This is a genomic window from Shewanella basaltis, assembly GCF_023283885.1.
GTDB lineage: Bacteria > Pseudomonadota > Gammaproteobacteria > Enterobacterales > Shewanellaceae > Shewanella > Shewanella basaltis.
The window spans coordinates 107,813-128,325 of record NZ_JAKILA010000011.1 but is presented as its reverse complement, the minus strand read 5'-3'; the positions used below and the strand labels follow the sequence as shown (position 1 = coordinate 128,325).

Genomic DNA, 20,513 nt, shown 5'->3' with positions numbered 1-20,513 from the left:
GCAACTCTTTATTTGTAAAGCATCGTTCAACAAAGAGTAAAACGTTTTTAGCCGAACCCTGTGGGCAGCGTTTGTTGGTCATTTTTACTGCGTTATCGACTTTTTATGTAGCATAACTACACCTCAAAGTCTCTGCCGCGCACTTGTATATGAGTAATGGCCAACAATTCGCTGCAAAAACAACCTTGAAAGGTCAACAAGCCCTAGGTAAGAGATTGATTTGCAATAAGATTATCTCGCAGGTACGCCATTATTTTGCGCTTGTTTCTTTACACCTTGCCAGCCATCGGCAATGTGGTTTAATTGTTGGCTACGTTGTGGAAATTGGTTGGCAAGCTCACGCATTAATTTGGTTTGAATTTCACAAATTTCGGTCCAGCGAGCAGCGTTAGAGATGGGCATAATTTTATCCTTAAATTGAGTATAACGTCCGTATCAACCAGCTTTGACTTTCAATAAACATAGCACAGCGTGGTTATTAAGTAAGCTGTTTTTGCTAATAGTCGATCTGGCTCAACTATTTCAACAAAATAGCATTGCATACCAAAATGAGCAGAGTATCTTGGTCTTGAAAGTATAACAATAATACAAATGCTACAAAGGAGCTTAGCATGGTAGATACCATCATTAAAATTCTGGTGATTGTTGGCTTGATTTTTTTAGCCTATAAACTCATTTTTAGCGGCAGTCGTGGGCTAACCATTTTTGAAATGCATTTTAAAGATGGCAAATTGATTAGCCACAAAGGTAAGATCCCTGAGCGTTTTCAACGAGAATGCCGTGCTATAGCCAAGTCAAATAAACTGACTTGTACCGTACGTGCTGAAAAGTCGGGCGATGTGCGCTTGCATGTTTCTGCCAATGTTGGTGACAATTTAACTCAACAAATTCGTAATCAATTCCCGTTTGAATACTATGATAAAAAACAACATGACACGTCCAAATTGAAAGGGTAATGCCATAAAAAATGGACTCAATTGAGTCCATTTTTTATTCACCAAAGTCATTAAGACTGCTTTGATATCACCAAAGTGACCTGCGCTACAGTAAGGCCAAACTTAATAATATCGCTTTTATTAATAATGGTGTTTTGGTCAACTAAAAACATCCAGTCGTCAAAATGGACTTGGTATTCGCTACCATCGACCGGCAAAATCATATCGTAACGCCAACGCAGCGCACTGCCCTGAGCTTCACCATGTGCAATGCCTAAAATATCATTGGCCGTGCCTTGGTACTTGCCGTTGCCTTTATCGGTAATGGTCCACACTCTGGTTTGTTTTTCGCCATCGTCGTATACAAACCACTCGTTAATAACACCTTGCTTACCTTGAGGCGTATCATTCCAGTGGGCTTGCATTGTCACGGTAAACTTGCGGGTCACCTTACCTGAAAAATCCTGTACCACACCAGCTGCAGTTAATTTGCCATTAAAAAACTCGGCTAAGTCAAGTTTAGGATTGGTGCCAGCATAATCATCAATCGATGCCGACGAGCAAGACATTACCGCAAAACAGCATAAAACAAACACAGCCCCATGACGCAAAGTGTTGTGCCAAATGTGGATGAGGAAAAACGCTGTCGTTCTAGGAAACATAATCTCACCTTAGGCAATTAATTCATGCCAATAAGTTGTTGGCGTAATTTAGGTCGGCTGGTATTTTCAGATAACCAAATCGCCAAAAAGTCGGCAGGAAAAGCCAGATCCGTTACCGTAAAATAAGGCTTATCATTAAATAAAAACTCAGCCTGGCTGGCTGAACTGACCATAAAAGTCAGCCTGTCACCTTGCTTTACATCGGGCCAGGCTTGCACTAACTGCTCGCGGTACTGGTTTATCTTTTGCTCTGGTAACCCTAGGTGTTGCCACTGATCGACAGTGGCATCGATAAGATCTTCAGCATCAATATCGCGGTGGTATTCTATTGCTAGCTTTAGTGGTAGCTGGTTTGGTTGATATTGACCATCAGCGGAATACAAGGTGGCACTGTAAATATCTAACCACATCATGCTCATGCTCGCAGACCCCACTTGAACCAACGCGTGAGGCGCTGATGCCGGTTGAGGTGTATCGGTCGTTTCGCTCGCTAATGTATCGCTTATACTCAAGATAAAAATGAGCATAACCAAAACCGCACCGACGACACCAAAAAGTAAATCAACTAGCCATTGATAGCCATGACGGCCCACATTAAGCATCTCATTTACTGATTTCATTGCCGGGTCCCCTGCACAAAAAAGGTGGCATAATCACCACGACTAACAAACAGTAATACGGGAAACAGTACACTCCAGATCACAGCTAACACGCCCACTGTCACCCAGAGTCCATACGGTAAATCAACAGCGCCAAATTCAGCACCAGCAATATAGCTCAAGGTTCCAAATATACCGCCAAACAGTGCCTGTCCAATAATATGAATTCGCTGAAAAAACACTAAACTGTATTTCAAACTCAATGAAAAAATCAGCCACAACAGGGCCAACCAGTAAGGTGTTTGCGCAAACACGAACAGGCCACTCCAGGTGAGTAATGTATCGACTGTCATGCCGAGCAAGGCACACAAACACATTATATTTGCATCTTGCGAGGGAGATTGTGATAAAAGAAAATGGCCTATAATTAATAAAATAGACAATAAAAGTAGCTGGTTACCAGCAAGCACACCCGCCCACCATACCAACTGAAAAGACAAGGCATTTAAAATAATAAATAGCTTTGGATTAGGCATAACCACCTCGTCATGCAAGCTTGCTCACACACTGCGAGCAAGCCATAAGTAGACTACTTCAAACGGTATTGAGGTCTAACTGCAACCAAGTGGACTGTGCTTGTGGTGCGCTCTAAAAAACCACCCTCACAGTAGCTTAAGTAAAACTTCCACATTCTGATAAAGTCATCTCCATAATTTAAGGCTTTGATTTTGTCGTAAGCGGCATCAAAATTTTCATGCCAGTGTTTTAAAGTGCGAGCATAGTCTTTACCCATGTCACTCACAGACCAGGTAACCATATCGGTTTTTTTCGCGATATGTTTCGTCATTTCACTGATCGACGGCAGACAACCACCCGGAAAAATATAACGTTGAATAAAATCAACACCTTTGCGGTAACTGTCGTACCGTTGGTCAGCAATGGTAATTGCTTGAATTAGCATAAGGCCATTTGGCTTGAGTAAATGCTGTAATTTTTCAAAAAATCCGCCTAAATACTCATGGCCAACAGCCTCAATCATTTCAATTGACACTACACGATCGTACTCGCCAGTGAGCAAACGGTAATCTTGTTTAAGCAAGGTGATCTTGTCTTCTAACCCCTCTTGCTTCACGCGTGCGACGGCATAATCGTATTGTGCATCTGAAATTGTAGTCGTGGTGACATTAACGCCAAAATGCTTAGCAGCATATATGGCTAACGCGCCCCAGCCTGTGCCAACTTCAAGTAGCGTCTGCCCTGGGGTTAGGTCTAGACGCTCGCAAATAGTATGAAGCTTATGAATTTGAGCTTGGTTTAAACTGCTGTCATCGCTAGGATACAATGCACTTGAATACATCATTTCTGGGTCTAAAAACTGCTTATACATATCATTACCCAGATCATAATGGGCTAAAATATTACGTTTAGACCCCGCTTGAGAATTACGATTCAACACATGCTTAATACGGCTAACACCATTACTTAACCACGAAAAATAACGCTCAATGTTGTCGAGTAACGCTAAGTTACGCGCAAAAACTTGAACAACTTTGGTTAAATCAGGGCTACACCAGTGGCCTTGTATGTAGGCTTCACCTGCACCAATTGAACCACCAAACACTACCTGACGATAAAAATTGGGATGCCTGACTTGCATCACAGCATGAACATCGCTCTTAGTGTCACCAAAAGAGGCGCTTTGGGTGCCATCAACAATGGTTAAATGACCTTCTGCAAGATGTGAAAGGGCACGTAACAGAATTTTTCTTGCAATACTGTCTGATAAACCAGCTTGAGCCATGCTACTTTCTGTGGCTGTATTTTCCATATTTTGTCTCCAGTTCATCGCGGCTGTCGGCTATATACCTTATTGACAGTTAATACGCTCAGTCAGTCCATTTGGTTTACAATTGCTTTAAATCGCCTTTGTTGGCTGTTTACTCACAAAAGGAATACGTTTAATAAATAATTTAAGCGCTTGCCAATAAATACCCAACATTATCTTTGTGGTCATTAACGGAAAACTCAACATAAAGCGACGCATATTGCTAGCACTAATGGCTTGGCGCTTAAGTACCACTCCTGCATCAAATAATTTGTCGTTATTGGCATTACGATTTTCAATACTGACCTTTAAATACTTGGCGGGTGCAGTAATCCGCCATAAATAATGCATGTCTAAATTCATAAACGGCGACACATGAAACACTTTGTCGGTATGGGTAGTATTGGCCATATCAACAAGATAACAATGGCGCTCGTTCCAGGGGGTGTTGCTCACTTCTGCCAGCATATAAAGCATTGCGTCTTGTTGATAACAAAAGTAAAAATTGACTGGGCTAAAGTAAAAACCACAATGGCGAATTTGCCCAGAAAAAACAATTCTGTCACATTGTTCACTAACACCTAAATGCGCAATCGTTGCCAATACACGTTGCTTTAATGCAGCAGCATCATCGCCATAACACGCTTGAGATAGCATTAATGCCTCACCAAACTGCTGGTCCAATGCATTTAAATAGTCACTGGGCTTAAATTTAAGTGGCGTTACCCTGTCTGTAGAAAACAATTTGCTGGTTGCACATATTGCATCAACTTCATCCAAATCTATCGCCATCATCGCCAATTTATAGCCAAAACTGTGCACTTTAGGCACGTGACGACGATGACTGACGGTGCCAGTATAAATGCCGCTGTTTAACTGCTCAGTTTGCGATGTTGTTAAGATCATAAAGTGATGCCAAATAAATTACACACATCTACAGCGCTTCGAACCCCATCTTCATGGAAACCATTGTGCCAATACGCTCCAGCAAAATAGGTGTGACGCTTACCGTTAATCAGTGCTTTTTGAGCTTGAGACTTCATGCTGGCGTCATTAAACACAGGGTGTGCATACTTAAACTTACGCAATATCTTCGATTCGTCAATTAACTCTGTTTGATTTAAGGTCACACAAAATGTGGGGGCGTCTTTAGGTAAGCGTTGCAAAATGTTCATATTGTAGGTCACGCTCGCAGGGCGCTGAGCAATATCTAGCTCATTCTCACCGTCTAGACGATAATTCCAACTCGCCCAAGCGGCTTTACGTTTTGGCAACAAACTGATGTCGGTATGTAACACCACCTCATTATTTTGATAGGCCATTGCGCCTAAAATATCACGCTCGTTTTTACTTGCATCGGTAAGCATCGCAAGAGCTTGATCGCTATGACAAGTTAACACCACATCGTCAAATTGTTGCCATTCACCTTGCGACACTTGGAGCAAAACACCTTCGTCATTACGTTTAATGCCTGTCACTGGTGAGTTTAGGTAAATACGCTCTTTGAACGGTGCAGTTAATCCCGGAATGTAACTGCGAGAACCACCCTCTAGCACATACCATTGTGGGCGATCATTAATGTTAAGCAGGCCATGGTGTTGAAAAAAGCGAATAAAGAAACGCAACGAAAAACCGCGCATGTCATTAATACTGGCAGACCAAATTGCCGCGCCCATAGGCAAAATATAATGCTCACAAAAAAAGGCAGAAAAGTCATTTTGATCTAGGTATTCACCTAGCGTGGCGTTTGGGTAGTTGTCGGCTTCGAAAATGGCTTTACAACCATTATTAAAACGAACAATCTCCCCTAAAAACAGATAAAAATTAGGGCGTAATAAATTACGGCGCTGGGCAAATAAACTCCATAAATTGTGGCCGTTATATTCAAGTCCAGTCAGCGCGTTGTGCACGCTAAAGCTCATTTCGGTCGGCAGTGATTTGACGTTAAGTTGCGCCATTAATTTTTCAAAACGTGGGTATGTGCGGTCATTAAATACAATAAAACCAGTGTCGATAGCATATTGCTTGCCCGCAACCTCGACGTCAACCGTGGCAGTGTGTCCACCAATGTAATCGTTAGCCTCAAACACAGTCACCTTATGTTCGCGGCTAAGTAAATGTGCGCAAGTTAAACCCGAAATGCCAGTTCCAATTACGGCGATATTTTTCATTTAATAATCCTTGGTGCAACATTATTGTTGTGTATTATTTTTTTGCCAACAAAGACACCAGCAGCGACTCTGGTAATAGCGAGGCTAATTTAAGCAACCAGGTAAATTTACCCGGAAAGTGAATTTCTTTTCGTTGAGTCTGCATGCCCTTAAAAATAGCCACAGCAGCTTGCTGAGCAGTAATTTGCATAGGCATGGCAAAATCGTTTTTGTCCGTTAATGGGGTTTTAACAAACCCGGGGCAAATCACACTCACCCCAATGTCATGCTGGGCTAGGTCAACCCGTAAACTGCGACCTAAATAACTAATCGCCGCTTTAGATGCCCCGTAAGCCTCTGCCCGCGGAAACGGTAAATAGGTTGCACTTGAACTCATAAGTCCGAGTTGACCACCTTGTCCTACTAAGGGCAAAAAATGTTCTAGGCAATAGCCCATAGCAACCACGTTGGTGTTAATCACCCTGGCAAATAACGCCGAGTCAAAACGCAGCGCATTGTCTATATACTCACAACTACCAGCATTGAGTATCACCTGCTGTAATTGCCAATCATGTTGCCGCAGTAATTGGCTAAGTTGTTCTGCTGCCGCTTTGACTTGAGCGTTGTCAGTAATATCAAACGAGAGCGGCGTGGCACCAATAATGCTTTGTAAAGCCTTTGCATTTCGGCCACAAGCTATCACAGCAAAGCCCTTATTTACGTAGTACTGGGCCAACGCAAGCCCTATCCCTGAACTCGCACCTGTGATCAATACGGCGGTTGATTTTGCTGCTTGAGTCGACATTATTGAGATGCCCTGTTTTTTAATAACCCAATTAAGCCACCTAAAAATGGCACTTGTTCATACAACATTTGCCCTAGGTCAAAATAATCTCGATGTGCGTAAATTTTGTCATCGAACTTAAGTTGTGACATACCATCAACATGAATTAATTGGCCTTTTTTTAACTTAGGATGACAATACATCATAGTCCAGTACAAAGCAGCTTGGGTATTATTGTGATTAACGACAACTTCTTTAATGTCAAATTCGATGTGGGTGACGTTAAGGTACATATTGGCAAAGTAACGCGTGAGATCATCAATGCCATTAACCTGATGCATAGGATCGCGAAAGCCAATATCGTCACGATATACTTGGCGTAGTAAATGCAAATTATCTTTATTAAGCTTTTGATACATATCAATAAAAGCATCTATAACAGCAGGATAGCCATGGCTAGACATTATATTTACGCTCTTTGATGGTTCAGAAGTATCAACTACCGATTTAGCGCCTTGCATTAACTCACTCCTCTTGTGTCAACTGTTGTGAGCATAAAAACAACAATGCCCTATATCACAATAAGATAAAAGTGTTTCATGCCTTTAAATTCAGACTTTTCAATCAAGAGTTAATACGAGATAAGGGAAAATGCAGATCACAGTCGTAGGTAAAAAACAAAACGCCCAGCAGGGCGTTTCATTTAAATGGTCAACAAAACAAATTAATAACCGGTTTTTGCCACCGGATGCCAATGTTTATCCACTTCTTCTTTGATAAAAGTTTGTTTTGCTTTAACTGCGTCAGCTTCAATAAATCCAATCGCGGCATGAGCAGATTGTTTGCTTGAAATATCTGGATAATCAACGTTGTCGACCGATAAATGATTCAAAATTCGTGCTAATGCTTCACGGCCATAAGTAATTTGCTCGGTTGCTTTATCAAGTAACTCAATTCCTTCTTTAGGGTTGTGAGCATATAAACCGTGAGAAGCCATGGCAAAATCCCAACGCCACTGTGCATGACGAATCGCCATAATTGAATCGTTCATTTGTGGCCATGTTGCCCCCGCGTCCCAAGCAGCCTTAGCTTCATAGTGAGCGTTGACTAATAATGATTCTAGGTTTCGCGCTTTAGCGTCTATAGTGGCTTTAGTTTTATCGAGTTTTTTAACCATGGCAGCTTGGCTACCGTGGCAACTAGAACAAACTTGATCAAAATGTTCCATGGCAGTTGCCACTTTATGATCGGTAAATGCATGGCCTTGCTCATCATTTGTTTTTGGCATATGGCAAGTAATACAAGTCACCCCTTTTTTAGCATGAGTAGAACGGCTCCAATGTTCAAACTCAGGGTGACGCGCTTTTAATATCGGGGTTTTCGAAATAGGGTGGATCCATTCATAAAAGCGGCGAGTGTCATAATATTTTTCAATTGCATCGGCAGTGCTACCAAAAATCCACGGGATATTCACCTTGTTGCTTTTTTCTGGCTGGAAATAGTAGGTCACATGACATTGACCACAAACTTGCGCGCCTTGCATCGTGGGGTCTTGCTTATCAAAAGGCTGCTTAATTTTTGCCATTGCATCTTGCGCATGTGGACGCGGTAAAGCCAGTTTTTCACTGCCGTCAACATGGCAGTCACTGCAATACACTACCGATTTAATCTCACGGCCTAAATCAACAAAATTAGCCCCCGAATACCCCTCTATACCCCTTTCCTTCATCAGTCTCGGCGCATCTGGGGTTTTACAGGTCCAACAACTCGCAGATAACCCTTTATCACCTTTTGCCACAGCGCCGCCGGTGCGCAAAGTATGGATGACATCGGCAACCGCAAATTGATGTCCTCGAGGGCTGCGGTATTCTTTCGCAAAAGAAGAGCCCGCCCATAAAATAATGCTGGCAGGATAGTGCGCCAACATGTCCTCACTTTCTTGCTGCTCTACTGTGGCCTGCCAAGACTCAAACTGTTTCGGAAATTTCAGCTGATTTTGATCGACCTCTGCACTTTGTAAAGACCAGGATGCAAGAGTCAGCAATGCCAGCCCGGCCATCAGTATGGTCACTCCAGTTTTACTGCGCAATGGTCGAGAGACTTTCATCATCACTTCGACTAATAAATTAATCATACCGTTTGCCTTTTACTAGTAATCATCGATATTAAATACCCATTAGCCAGGACGACCATCAAGTCTTGGGCGGGTTAAAATAGGCGCATAAAACCACACGAACAAACCAAAGCCAATAAACCAAAACATCCCAGCAATCCATAACCACATTTGGGTGTGCTCAGGCATGAGCAGTGGCATAATGGCTCGAAATATTGCCGCGAGCGCAATGCTTAAAAACGCAAATGCCATATTAGGGCCTTGATAAATATTACGGCTAGTGTGGCCAAGCGACACGCGAGAGATCATCGATAAACACAAGGCCGCAATGCCTCCGACCGCAAAAAGGTGTAGCAAGGTGCGATAGGCGTATTCATTTTCTATGTTTATTGCCATCAAGATAAGTGTGATGGGCAATGAGACATAGGCCAGATGCAAAGACCATAACATAGGCTCTTTTAACGTTTTATGTGCTTGCCAGCGAGTAAAGCGGATAAAATGTAACCCGCCCGCAACAGCTAATAAGACTTGCTCAACACCTTTAGGCAGCCAATGGGTGATAGCTTGTATAAACATCAAACCCATGAGTAATAATAATGTATTTTCTAATACACTAATGGGATCTGGCTTGGGTTGTTGAATACGCATGGCGGTAAAAAATGGAATAACTCGGCCTCCTACAATGGTAATCACAAGGGCTAACCACCAAATCATTCCTTGCCATAACTGAGTAGAAAGTGAAAAGTCACGTTGTTGTAGCGCATAGTAACTTGCAAGATTGACAACTAATGCCACCACAAGTAGCAACGGAAAGCCGATATTGCGCCACTGTTTTACTGGGTAAATACAGCGCCACAAGGCAAAAGCACTAAAGCCTAGAAATAAACTGTCAAATAACGCAGGTACCACTAGCGGAATGTTCATAGGCAATAACAGGGTTAATCGAGCAATAAGCCAACAGGCAAATGTAACAATCAAACTGCGGCCTTTAATGGTGGATTGATTGGTCCAGGCTTGCACTGCTGTGAGTAAAAAACCACATACGATAGCCATAGCAAAACCAAACAACATCTCATGTGGATGCCACCATAACGGCACCACATTGGCCCAAAACTCACTGTTAAATAAGCTGTATTGTGGCGTAAACCAGCCCATCAACCACAATGGAATATACAATGCAGCTACCACTGCACCACCAAGAAAAAATGGTCTAAAGCCCAAACGCCAAATTGCAGGGGTGTTATCAATTTCAGCAGGATCATCGATATTTATCATAAGCAGTACACTCATTTGTGAGTTAAAAGCAGCAAGATTTAAACATGTATAACAAATAAATCTTTAATTGGCGCTATTGTATGCTGCCCATGACATTACTTCAATCATTACCCTTTGCTAACGTAATCTATACTGGCCATACTGTGATCTAACGCAAAAAAGCCAACACCGAAGAGTGTTGGCTTTTTTTGTAAAGCAGTAACAACGTGGATTAATGACGAAACTAACCGCGCTTTAACGCACTTAACACTTCAACGGCTCTTAAGCGTGCCATTTTGTGTTCAACTATTGGCTTGGGGTAAGCCTGATTATTTGAAGAGGCAAATAAATCATGCAGGTTAACCGATTTAGGCTCATGGATATCTTTTAGCGGCCAACGAGCTATTTCAGGAATGTAGCGTTTAATAAAACTCGCATCAGGGTCAAACTTGCTACTTTGGGTCATAGGGTTAAAAACCCTAAAGTATGGCTGCGCATCACACCCCGTACCTGCAGACCATTGCCAGCCGCCATTGTTAGCCGCTAAATCACCATCAATAAGTTGCTGCCTAAAATAACGTTCACCCCAACGCCAATCGACGAGCAAATGCTTGGTTAAAAAGCTCGCCACCACCATGCGTAAACGGTTATGCATCCAGCCGGTTTGATTTAACTGGCGCATTGCTGCGTCAACTATCGGGTAGCCGGTTTTACCTTCACACCAGGCTTGAAACTCTTCAAGATTATTGCGCCACACAATGCCCTCACCTAACTCATTAAAGTTATGCGCCATCGACAATCGTGGAAATGCCACCAGCAAATGACGATAAAACTCTCGCCAAATAAGCTCGTTAAGCCAGGTTTTCGCTGGGCATGTATCATCCACTAATGCTTCCGGGTAGCGCGCTAAAACAGCCGCAACACATTGACGCGAACTTATCACCCCAAGAGCTAAAAATGGCGATAACCGACTGGTTCCGTCAAGCGCGGGAAAGTCGCGTTCATTGTGGTAATCAGTTACATGATTTGCTAAAAACTGATCTAATAGACGCTTTGCTGCGCCCTCTCCTGCTGGCCACAGTTCGCTGCTGCGTTTAACGCAATCAAACGTGATCACCTCAGGCTGCGCTAATGCTGCAGCGACCGGTGCAGGTGCGGCTATAGGAATAATGGCTTTTTGACTGGCGACACTTTTCCACTTTTTGGCAAATGGCGTAAATACCTTGTACATGTCACCCGACAAATTGACCACATCACCAGCCGCAAGCACACAATCTTGATCGAATAATCGCAGTGGTATTCCCTGCTCGATTAGCAGCTTATCACGGCGGCGCTCATTAATTTCTGGCTCGCTGCCAGCAAACACCGCGTGAATATTGTGCTGCTGTAAATACGCATCTAACGCTGCTGGGATATCACTAAACCACTGTAAGTGCAGCACATCCAGAGCAATACCTAACGCAGCCAGTGACTGTGCTAACAAATTGACATGCCGTTCAATAAAATCAATTTGAATTGGCGCAACATCATGCTGCGCCCACTGCAATGGCGACACTATGTATAACGCTCTAACATGACTGTGATGTTGTTTAGCATACTCACACGCGGCCACTAAAGCAGGGTTATCGGCAACGCGTAAATCCTGTCTAAACCACATCAAACTATTTTGGGTACTCATCAATGCAGGACCTAATAAGCATAACGAAGCTTTAATGCTTCAGGGTGTGGATTCAAATACACTTGCTCTTCAATATACGGTGTTGGAAACTCACGCAAATAGTGGTTAATCAAGGTGATTGGTACTAACAAAGGCAATAAACCCTGACGATATTTTAGAATCGATTCGCTCAATTCTTCTTTTTGCTGGGCATTGAGTTTCTTTTTAAAATAACCTTGAATATGTTGCAGTGTACTGGTGTGATTTTTACGGGTGGCAATAATTTTAAGTGCTGTCATAAAGCCCTCAAAATAGACCTGCGCGGTGTGTTCAAGATCGTTTATGTCGGCCAACATTGGCCCTAACTCGCGATACCATTTAGGGCTATGCGCCATTAATAAGTATTTATAACGCGAATGAAACTGCATCAACTTATGCTTTGTGAGGCCAGACTGCTTCATTTTTTGCCAATCGTTATAAGCAAAAACCCGAGTAAAAAAGTTTTCTCGTAATGGCAAATCATGCAAACGCCCTTCTTCCTCAACGGGTAAAAAAGGATACCGCTCCATTAACGCCTTAGCAAACACCCCAACGCCTGTTTTACTGCCATTGTTAGTGCCTATCTTATACTCTGTGACCCGCTCCATACCGCAAGTGGGTGACTTGGCACAAAGGATATAACCGCCCAAGTAATCAAGCTCTTCCACTTTGCTTTTAGAATATTCATTCAGTTTGTCGGTCACATCTAACGACCCGTCGGCACTGCGAATATACACAATATCGCCATCCCTCACTTGACGGACACTTTTACGCGGCGCGCCCATGCCTATTGCCATTTCAGGACACACTGTGGTGTATTCAAAAAAAGGTTCAATTTCTTGTTTGCAGTAATAAGAATTTTTATGACCACCGTCAAAACGAACTTGGTTACCCAATAGGCAGCTGCTGATGCCAATCTGAATTTTTTCTGGCACAAATGTGGCTGTATTTGGCATGTATTACACTCCTGGACCGTAGGACATATTGTCTGTAATCGACAACTCATTAAATGATTATAACAATGGCTTGTTTGACGTTTCTGAATATATTTTGTTCTAATGTAAAGCGATGCGTGATTGACTAAGGCCGCATTCGACAGCGCATATTGCCATTTCGACTTCGTTAACAAGTTATTATTACTGTTTATACGAGAAGAAATTCAATTAAGTTCATTATTTATAAACGTTTTCACTATAAATTGACTCACTACTCACTATAGTCAGTAGGTATCATTATCACAACATGGCACAGCATCAAAAAATGATAAAAAAAGCAGAACCTGAGTCCTGCTTTTTTATTAAAAAGGGTTTAGCCTACCCGGGACTTGGCTTTACTCCCTACGTACTCAAGCCCCCATACTAAACCTATGCCAATACAAGCACAGACAACAGCAATCATTATTTGCGAAGGTTCACCTGTAACCTGCTCAAATTGCCATGGTGACAAATTTTGCTCCAGTAATGGCACTTGTTCCCCCTTGCTGTTTTCGCGCCAGCTGATCACTTCTTTCCACGGCCAAATTTTACCTAATGTACCTAGCATCAACCCGGTTAAAAACAACACAGTAGCGTCGTGAAACTGACGCAGCAGTGCCGACAGCACATGACTAAAACTGAGTAAACCAATCGCCGCCCCCGCGGCAAAACACGCCAAGTAAACAATATCGACCCCTTTTGCCGCAGCCAGTACCGCGGGATACATGCCCAGTAGCAGCAAAATAAAACTGCCAGAAATCCCAGGTAAAATCATGGCGCATATTGCAATGGCGCCACAAAAGAAGAAGTTGAGATAAGTAATCTGCATCTCTATTGGGTGCAATACCGTGATAGCCCAAGCAAAAGCGACCCCGAAAATAAACATCAAGATGCGCATGGCGCTGTATCTATCGACCTGTTTAACCATGTGCACCACAGAGTAAATAATTAAGCCAAAAAAGAACGACCATACTGGGATGGGATGCGTAGCCAACAGCCACGAAATCAACTTAGCTAAAGTGAAAATACTGGTTAAGATGCCGCCAAACACACACAACAAAAATGGCCCATTAATGTGCATAAACGCCGCGTTAATCCCTTGCTGCTTAATAATACCAAACAAAGAAAAATTAATTTTACGGATGCCTTCTAAAAGTGGGTCTAATATTCCGGTAATAAATGCAATGGTTCCGCCTGACACCCCCGGAACCACATCCGCCGCGCCCATGGCCATACCTTTGATATAATTCAACAACAAGTTCGATTTCACAATTTATCCTTAACTGTTCAGCACTGATAAAATTATACCTGTCACCAAGCAAATGAGCGATGAAAAAGAGTTGCCATCTCTTCACCCAAGGTTACAACAATGTTAACCTCGTCCGACCAGATTGCTTTTTCACAATAATAGAGTTCTTTATATGACACTAACTAAACCCAACAAAGTCATGTCACTGTATAAAAAAGTGACCTCATACCCTTTTGGTAAACATATTTTTTCTAAAATGGTTGCCCGCATGGCACCTTATTTTGGCACGATTCACCCTTACATTACTGACTTAACAGTCAATCGTTGCGAATGCCTAATCAAAAAACGCAAAAAAGTGCAAAACCACATAGGTACTGTACATGTGATTGCAATTTGTAATGGTTTAGAAATGGCAATGGGCACCATGGCCGAAGCCTCTATACCAGCTCATTTACGTTGGATCCCAAAAGGCATGTCGGTCGACTATACCGCCAAAGCAGGAACTGATATTTTGTGTGTAGCAGAGGTAACACCAGAACAATGGCAAGTCGGTGATATGTTAGTTGACGTAAAAGCCTATGACACAAATGGTGTGGTAGTTGTTCAAGGCCACATTAAACTGTGGATTTCAGAAAAACCAAAAAAATAGTTACAAAAATCATACTATCATCATACTCATTTTATTTTTGTAAGGGACTGCTAATCTTTGCTGGTTTAATTTGGTTCGAGTTAAACACGTGTTTAGCCGAACCTTTAAGGCAGCGTTTGTTGGCCATTTTTACTGCGTTATCGACTTTTTATGTAGAATAACGACACCTTTACGTCTCTGACGCGCACTTGTATATGAGTAATGGTCAACAATTCGCTGCAAAAACAACCTTGAAAAGTCAACAACCGCTAAGGAAGCACAATGTTAAAAAACGATCTATCAAGAGTGAGTACTAATCATTTAGGTAAAATCATTCCAGTTTCTATATTACTGCTATTGCTGATTAGTCTGTATGGCAGTTGGTATACCGTCGACCAAGGTGAGCGTGGTGTGGTATTACGCAATGGTAAAATCATCGACACTGCAGAGCCTGGGCTTGGATTTAAAATTCCATTAATGGACACTGTGGTAAAAATCTCAACTCAAACGCACACCGCAAGCTACCAAGCATTGCAAGCCTATAGCCGCGATCAGCAACCTGCCACCTTACGCGCGTCAGTGACGTTTAGTGTGCCGCCTGATCGTGTTGAAGAAGTCTACGCCAAGTTTAAAGGTATCGACTCTATGGTTTCGCGCTTACTCGATCGCCAGGTACCCACTCAAGTTGAAAACATTTTTGGTAAATATACTGCGATTTCTGCGGTGCAAGAACGTATTAAGTTTGGTATTGATGTAACCGAGGCAATCACTAAATCAATTAAAGGTCCGGTAACCATTACCTCAGTACAAATTGAAAACATCGACTTCTCTAATGCTTATGAGAAATCGGTAGAAGACAGAATGCGCGCCGAAGTCGAAGTTCAAACCCAATTGCAAAATCTTGAAAAAGAACGTGTAAGTGCGCAAATTGCGGTGACTCAAGCACAAGCTGAAGCAGACTCACAATTAGCCCGCGCGATTGCCGAAGCCGAAAGTATCCGCATTAAAGGTAATGCCGAAGCATCAGCCATTAAAATGCGTGCTGAAGCCCTAGCGCAAAATCAAAATTTAGTAGAACTGACTAAAGCAGAAAGATGGGACGGTAAACTCCCATCGACTATGTTGCCAACGGGTACTATTCCGTTTTTAGAAGTGCAAAAAAACAAATAACACAATTAAATCCTTAAACGATAAACCTAACAGAACCAAGCTAAGTGCTTGGTTCTTTTTTTTTATTTTAAAAAGAGTCATATTGACTGGCATGCTCGATTCATTAATGATGGCTTTTATCGGTCACACATTACAAAAGGAATACTGTAATTAACAGTGCAACCTCCATGGATGAACATTGCCAACAAACTCACCCACCCCGTTTAGCCAACCTCGATGCGATTCGTGGTGTTGGCGTATTAGGGATATTTTTCCTCAATATTTACTTTATGGGCAACAGTTTTTATGGTTATGCCCCACACGCAGTGCAGCCTTATAGTGACATTGCCATCGAGCTGTTGAGTAACTTCTTTTTAGAAGGACGCTTTTTTAGTTTATTTGCGATCATTTTTGGCGCGGGTATGTTAATTCAGTTTCAAAAATACCAATTAGCGTTAACACAACCATCATCACATCAGTTCCTCAAACAACAAAAGTGGCGTTTATACTGGCTGATCATCTTTGGTATTATTCATGGGATTTTTATCTTCCCGGGTGATATTTTACTGTCATATGGGATCAGTGGATTACTGGCGTTTAAATATCGCTACCTCGATGCAGATGCGTTAATTAAACGGGCTAAATGGTTTATTTTTTTGTCGCTTATTCCTATTGCACTCATTTCCCTTAGCCCAGATGACCAAGTGTATCTGCGTGACTCAGCGTTATTTACTGAGCAATTATCAGCCTGGACTGGTACTTATACAGAACAACTGCTCATGCATCTTATGTTGGTTGGTTACATGGTCATGGTTATTCCATTAACCTTAATGTGGTATATCGCCGGATTGATGCTTATTGGCATGGCCATGTACAAACGTCATGTATTTAGCGAGGGATTTGATACTCCATCAGTTAAGCAGTTTACCTTTTGGGCTATCATGTTATCGCTAATTGATTGCGTGCTCAGTTTTAGCGGCAACAGCATATTGATGAGTTTATCTGATGTGATTTTACTGCTCAGTGCTTTAGCGTGTGCGTTAGTGTACATCCATATTATTTGCCTCGTGTGTAACAACAGCCCACAGCGTTTAAGCGCGCTGCAAAACGTCGGGAAGCTAGCATTCAGTTTATATATTCTACAGTCCATTGTCGGGATTGTATTGTTGCGCTACTTTGCACCTCAATGGCAGCAAGAGCTCGACCGTATTGGTTATTTCTTTATCGCGATGATTTATAGCATGGTGCAACTAGGGTTGGCACATGTGTATTTACGCTACTTTAACCAGGGGCCGTTAGAAAAACTATGGCGTTATTTGGTATCAAAGTGTGCATAAATAACCGTAAACGCAACATTAAGGAAGCAGTACAATGAAAGCAAAATCGCTCTCTTTAGCTCTGGGATTAGCCTTGTGTTTTACAGTCAGTAGCTGTGTTAGTTGGCTTGCACCATCGGTGAACACGAATCTGGTTACACTCGAGTCTGGACAATATAAACTCGACCCAAACCATGCTGCATTACTATTTAAAATTCAACATTTAGGCTTATCAACTTATGTAGGTCGTTTTAATCAATTTGATGCCAGCTTAAATTTTGACCCGCAAAATATCAGTACTGCGAGCTTACAAGCGCTAGTCGATATTCGTTCAATTGATGTCAACAATGCCGACTTGGCTGACACCTTGCAGGGCAGTGACTGGTTTGACAGCCAACAATTTCCTCAAGCCAAATTTGTCAGCCAAGGTGTAAAACCATTAGCAGATGATCAATTTGAATTTTATGGCCAATTAACCCTACATGGCGTAACACGCCCAGCCAGTTTTATTGCTCGTTTTCATGGTGGTGCCGATAACTGGATGACAGGTAAATACACATTAGGATTTAGTGCAACAGGCAATATAACGCGTTCTGAATTTGATATGGCAAGTTACATCCCTTTAGTTGGTGATGAGGTACAACTTGAAATTTATGCAGAATTTCTAAAACAATAATCTTTTACTGTTAAATAACCTGAGTTCGGGATGAGGGATGAACTTATGCTATTTTAAATCAACATGTTACCTTTTATCACTTTCAAGCTTGTCATTTGTTCTGCTAACAAGGCGAATTGACGCGTCAATAGCTAACCTATTGCAAGTCGATTCAACGCAATTAACAGGGCAAAGGACTGTTTGAAAGGCGTTTATTATCCCGAACTCAGGTTAAATAATACACTCAATGATATGAATACATTTTCTTGGCTACTCCTAGTATTTTCCCTCAGTTTAACCCTTATCCAGCCTTGGTTGGGTGCAGGTTTTTTGTTACTGAATTTACTCACTCTTGGGTTGTATTTTATCGATAAACGCGCATCGATAAAAAACGCATCACGCATCAGCGAGAAAACCTTGCATATTGCAGCTGTACTCGGTGGCTGGCCAGCGGCGCTGCTCGGGCAACATTACTTTCGCCATAAAACGCAAAAAACATCGTTTATTCGTATTTTATGGTGCTGCATATTGACCAATACGATGCTCGTGAGTGTGGCCAGTTATTGGTATTATTCGTCGGCAACAATACAATAAGGCCGCGCCTGTGGTACCGCCATATTTAGAATGACAAGCTGTGTAAGCCTAAGTGGTTTTACGGTAAACTCAAGCAACAAAAACCAATATTTAGAGAATGACTATGCGTATGATTTTGGCCGTCGTGGTAATTGCTGGAGTAATATTTTACTTTTTTACTCAAGCTAATAACTCAAAAGCAGCAAAAGAAAACATCGAAAAAGGGAAACTATTTTTAGCCGAAAACGCTAAACGCGAAGGTGTCATACAAACCTTGTCTGGTTTGCAGTATGAAATCCTCACCAAAAGCGATAACACCGAAAACCCTAAAGCCAATAGTAAAGTAACAGTGCATTACCATGGCACATTAATCAACGGTACTGTATTTGACAGTTCGGTTGATCGCGGTGAAACCATTAGCTTTGGCTTAAACCAGGTGATTAAAGGCTGGACAGAAGGCGTACAATTAATGACAGTGGGCGACAAGTTTCGCTTTTATATTCCAAGCCAACTCGCCTACGGTAACCGCTCAACCGGCAAAATTGTTGGTGGCTCGGTACTGATATTTGATGTTGAGTTATTTGAGATTAACTAATTACAACGCAAGATAATCGAACATAAAAATGAAAAGCCTCCAAAGACGGAGGCTTTTCATTTTTCAACGCATGTGCGATGACAATTTAACGCTTAAAATCAGCCTAGGTAAAACGGGTCGTCAATTGATTTAGCTGGCGGAGTAAACCATTTAGGCCCTTGAGGCGTCATGTAAAAGTGGTCTTCATGACGAATACCAAACTCACCTGGCACGCACAACATGGGCTCGTTACTAAAACACATGCCACTGGCCAGTAAAGTTGAATCATTGCCGACTAAATACGGCCATTCATGAATATCTAAACCTATGCCATGACCTGTTCGATGCGGTAAACCTGGTACTTTGTAACCAGGGCCAAATCCTGCATCTTGTAATACTTTGCGTGCGGCAACATCAACCTCACAACAAGGCGTACCAATTTGTGCAGCAGCAAATGCCGCAAGTTGTGCATCTTGCTCTAACTGCCATAACTGGCGTTGACGTTCACTGGGCTCACCAAACACATAAGTGCGAGTAATATCAGAGTTATAACCGTGCAACTGACAGCCGGTATCAATCAGCACTGTGTCGTTAATCGCTAACGACTTTGGCGACTTAACGCCATGGGGATAAGCGGTATCTTCGCCAAATAATACAATGCAAAAGTACGACCCGTTCGGTGCTCCTACCGCATAATGTGCCTGGTCGATAAAGTCTTCAACCTCCGCAGTAGTAATGCCTTCAAGCAATATACTTGCAGCCGCTTTATGCACCTCAAGCGTCATGTCTTTTGCTCGTTGCATTAACGCAATTTCGGCAGCAGATTTAATCATACGACAACCTGCTGTTACGGTTGTAGCGCTGGTAAAGCAATGTTGAGGCGCAGCTTGAGCAATGCCGTTGCTTATAAAAAACGGGGTGGACTCATCAATACCAATTTGGCCTTGCGTTAGGCCCATGTTGTCGAGCACATTGGCAAATAATTGGTATGGACTTTGGTCTTCATGCCAGGTATTAACCTGACCTTGAATGGCCATATACCCTTGCAAGGTATCGAGTTCAAATGCAGGAGCAATATATTGCATGGCCCCCACAGCAGGAATAATCGCCCCAACCATACGCTCGCTTGAATACCAGCGCGTACCAGTAAAATAATATAAGTTCGTCCCCGCATTTACATAAATAGCATCTAAGCCATGTTGTGCCATTAACTGCTGTGCACGCTGTATGCGTTGATGAAATTCATCCTCGCTTATTGCTGCTACACCGTCTGTCATTTTACATAATTTAGCTAAAGCCTGCTGCGGGCTAACACCACCAACGCCGATTGTCATCACGAGTCCTTTATTATTGTTATTGTCAGATAAACGCTAACAA

Annotated in this window: 22 protein-coding genes; 7 read left to right on the top strand and 15 right to left on the bottom strand. The window is 42.3% G+C overall.

Annotated elements, in window-relative coordinates:
• Positions 1 to 231 precede the first annotated feature (231 nt).
• Positions 232 to 402, bottom strand: coding sequence for a hypothetical protein (locus tag L2703_RS10075; RefSeq protein WP_248970960.1), 171 nt, complete (start codon positions 400 to 402; stop codon positions 232 to 234).
• A gap of 209 nt (positions 403 to 611) precedes the next feature.
• Between L2703_RS10075 and L2703_RS10070 the strand changes: the two genes are divergently transcribed.
• Positions 612 to 956, top strand: coding sequence for a DUF3634 family protein (locus L2703_RS10070; RefSeq protein ID WP_248970959.1), 345 nt, complete (start codon positions 612 to 614; stop codon positions 954 to 956).
• A 50-nt stretch (positions 957 to 1,006) separates the two neighbouring features.
• Here the strand turns inward: L2703_RS10070 and L2703_RS10065 are convergent, their stop codons facing one another.
• The 13 genes from L2703_RS10065 to L2703_RS10005 form a co-directional block, all read right to left on the bottom strand.
• A complete protein-coding gene (locus L2703_RS10065; protein WP_248970966.1) occupies positions 1,007 to 1,504 on the bottom strand; it encodes a DUF3833 domain-containing protein in 498 nt (165 codons plus the stop codon).
• 110 nt (positions 1,505 to 1,614) lie between these two features.
• Positions 1,615 to 2,217 carry a chalcone isomerase family protein gene (locus L2703_RS10060; RefSeq protein ID WP_248970958.1) on the bottom strand — a complete coding sequence of 201 codons (603 nt, stop codon included), beginning with the start codon at positions 2,215 to 2,217 and terminating at the stop codon, positions 1,615 to 1,617.
• Positions 2,214 to 2,732 (bottom strand): DUF2878 domain-containing protein, encoded by a 519-nt coding sequence (locus L2703_RS10055; protein ID WP_248970957.1) that lies wholly within the window; start codon positions 2,730 to 2,732, stop codon positions 2,214 to 2,216. The genes L2703_RS10060 and L2703_RS10055 overlap by 4 nt, the downstream gene beginning before the upstream one ends.
• 53 nt (positions 2,733 to 2,785) lie before the next feature.
• The gene (locus L2703_RS10050) at positions 2,786 to 4,024 is read right to left on the bottom strand and encodes an SAM-dependent methyltransferase (protein ID WP_248970956.1); all 1,239 of its coding nucleotides are present in this window, start codon (positions 4,022 to 4,024) and stop codon (positions 2,786 to 2,788) included.
• A gap of 87 nt (positions 4,025 to 4,111) precedes the next feature.
• Positions 4,112 to 4,927 (bottom strand): DUF1365 domain-containing protein, encoded by an 816-nt coding sequence (locus L2703_RS10045; protein WP_248970955.1) that lies wholly within the window; start codon positions 4,925 to 4,927, stop codon positions 4,112 to 4,114.
• Positions 4,924 to 6,192: an NAD(P)/FAD-dependent oxidoreductase gene (locus tag L2703_RS10040; protein WP_248970954.1), complete on the bottom strand. Its 1,269-nt coding sequence runs from the start codon at positions 6,190 to 6,192 to the stop codon at positions 4,924 to 4,926. The genes L2703_RS10045 and L2703_RS10040 overlap by 4 nt, the downstream gene beginning before the upstream one ends.
• Before the next feature lie 34 nt (positions 6,193 to 6,226).
• Complete coding sequence (locus L2703_RS10035; protein ID WP_248970953.1) at positions 6,227 to 6,976, bottom strand: SDR family NAD(P)-dependent oxidoreductase; 750 nt, start codon at positions 6,974 to 6,976, stop codon at positions 6,227 to 6,229.
• Positions 6,976 to 7,419: a nuclear transport factor 2 family protein gene (locus L2703_RS10030; protein ID WP_248970965.1), complete on the bottom strand. Its 444-nt coding sequence runs from the start codon at positions 7,417 to 7,419 to the stop codon at positions 6,976 to 6,978. The genes L2703_RS10035 and L2703_RS10030 overlap by 1 nt, the downstream gene beginning before the upstream one ends.
• Positions 7,420 to 7,679: 260 nt before the next feature.
• Positions 7,680 to 9,089: an ammonia-forming cytochrome c nitrite reductase subunit c552 gene (locus L2703_RS10025; RefSeq protein WP_248970952.1), complete on the bottom strand. Its 1,410-nt coding sequence runs from the start codon at positions 9,087 to 9,089 to the stop codon at positions 7,680 to 7,682.
• Positions 9,090 to 9,131: 42 nt separating this feature from the next.
• On the bottom strand, positions 9,132 to 10,343 hold the full coding sequence (locus L2703_RS10020; protein ID WP_248970951.1) for an NnrS family protein: 1,212 nt from the start codon (positions 10,341 to 10,343) through the stop codon (positions 9,132 to 9,134).
• Positions 10,344 to 10,566: 223 nt separating this feature from the next.
• Positions 10,567 to 12,000, bottom strand: a complete 1,434-nt coding sequence (gene phrB, locus L2703_RS10015; RefSeq protein WP_248970950.1) for a deoxyribodipyrimidine photo-lyase — start codon at positions 11,998 to 12,000, stop codon at positions 10,567 to 10,569.
• Between the two features lie 11 nt (positions 12,001 to 12,011).
• Positions 12,012 to 12,974, bottom strand: coding sequence for a YbgA family protein (locus L2703_RS10010; RefSeq protein ID WP_248970949.1), 963 nt, complete (start codon positions 12,972 to 12,974; stop codon positions 12,012 to 12,014).
• 352 nt (positions 12,975 to 13,326) lie between these two features.
• Positions 13,327 to 14,262, bottom strand: a complete 936-nt coding sequence (locus L2703_RS10005; RefSeq protein ID WP_487250751.1) for a polyprenyl-phosphate transporter — start codon at positions 14,260 to 14,262, stop codon at positions 13,327 to 13,329.
• Positions 14,263 to 14,413: 151 nt separating this feature from the next.
• Between L2703_RS10005 and L2703_RS10000 the strand changes: the two genes are divergently transcribed.
• The 6 genes from L2703_RS10000 to bamJ all read left to right on the top strand — a co-directional run bounded on the left by L2703_RS10000 (position 14,414) and on the right by bamJ (position 19,157).
• Complete coding sequence (locus L2703_RS10000; RefSeq protein ID WP_248970948.1) at positions 14,414 to 14,890, top strand: hotdog fold domain-containing protein; 477 nt, start codon at positions 14,414 to 14,416, stop codon at positions 14,888 to 14,890.
• Positions 14,891 to 15,151: 261 nt separating this feature from the next.
• The gene (locus L2703_RS09995; RefSeq protein ID WP_248970947.1) at positions 15,152 to 16,039 is read left to right on the top strand and encodes a prohibitin family protein; all 888 of its coding nucleotides are present in this window, start codon (positions 15,152 to 15,154) and stop codon (positions 16,037 to 16,039) included.
• A gap of 167 nt (positions 16,040 to 16,206) precedes the next feature.
• Positions 16,207 to 17,355 carry a DUF418 domain-containing protein gene (locus tag L2703_RS09990; protein WP_248970946.1) on the top strand — a complete coding sequence of 383 codons (1,149 nt, stop codon included), beginning with the start codon at positions 16,207 to 16,209 and terminating at the stop codon, positions 17,353 to 17,355.
• A gap of 34 nt (positions 17,356 to 17,389) precedes the next feature.
• Positions 17,390 to 18,010, top strand: coding sequence for a YceI family protein (locus tag L2703_RS09985; protein WP_248970945.1), 621 nt, complete (start codon positions 17,390 to 17,392; stop codon positions 18,008 to 18,010).
• 231 nt (positions 18,011 to 18,241) lie between these two features.
• A complete protein-coding gene (locus L2703_RS09980; protein ID WP_248970944.1) occupies positions 18,242 to 18,583 on the top strand; it encodes a DUF1294 domain-containing protein in 342 nt (113 codons plus the stop codon).
• 103 nt (positions 18,584 to 18,686) lie between these two features.
• Complete coding sequence (bamJ, locus tag L2703_RS09975; protein ID WP_248970943.1) at positions 18,687 to 19,157, top strand: BamJ family beta-barrel-assembly machinery protein; 471 nt, start codon at positions 18,687 to 18,689, stop codon at positions 19,155 to 19,157.
• Positions 19,158 to 19,255: 98 nt separating this feature from the next.
• Here bamJ and L2703_RS09970 read toward each other — a convergent pair whose 3' ends face one another.
• Positions 19,256 to 20,470 carry a M24 family metallopeptidase gene (locus L2703_RS09970; protein WP_248970942.1) on the bottom strand — a complete coding sequence of 405 codons (1,215 nt, stop codon included), beginning with the start codon at positions 20,468 to 20,470 and terminating at the stop codon, positions 19,256 to 19,258.
• Between the last annotated feature and the right edge of the window lie 43 nt (positions 20,471 to 20,513).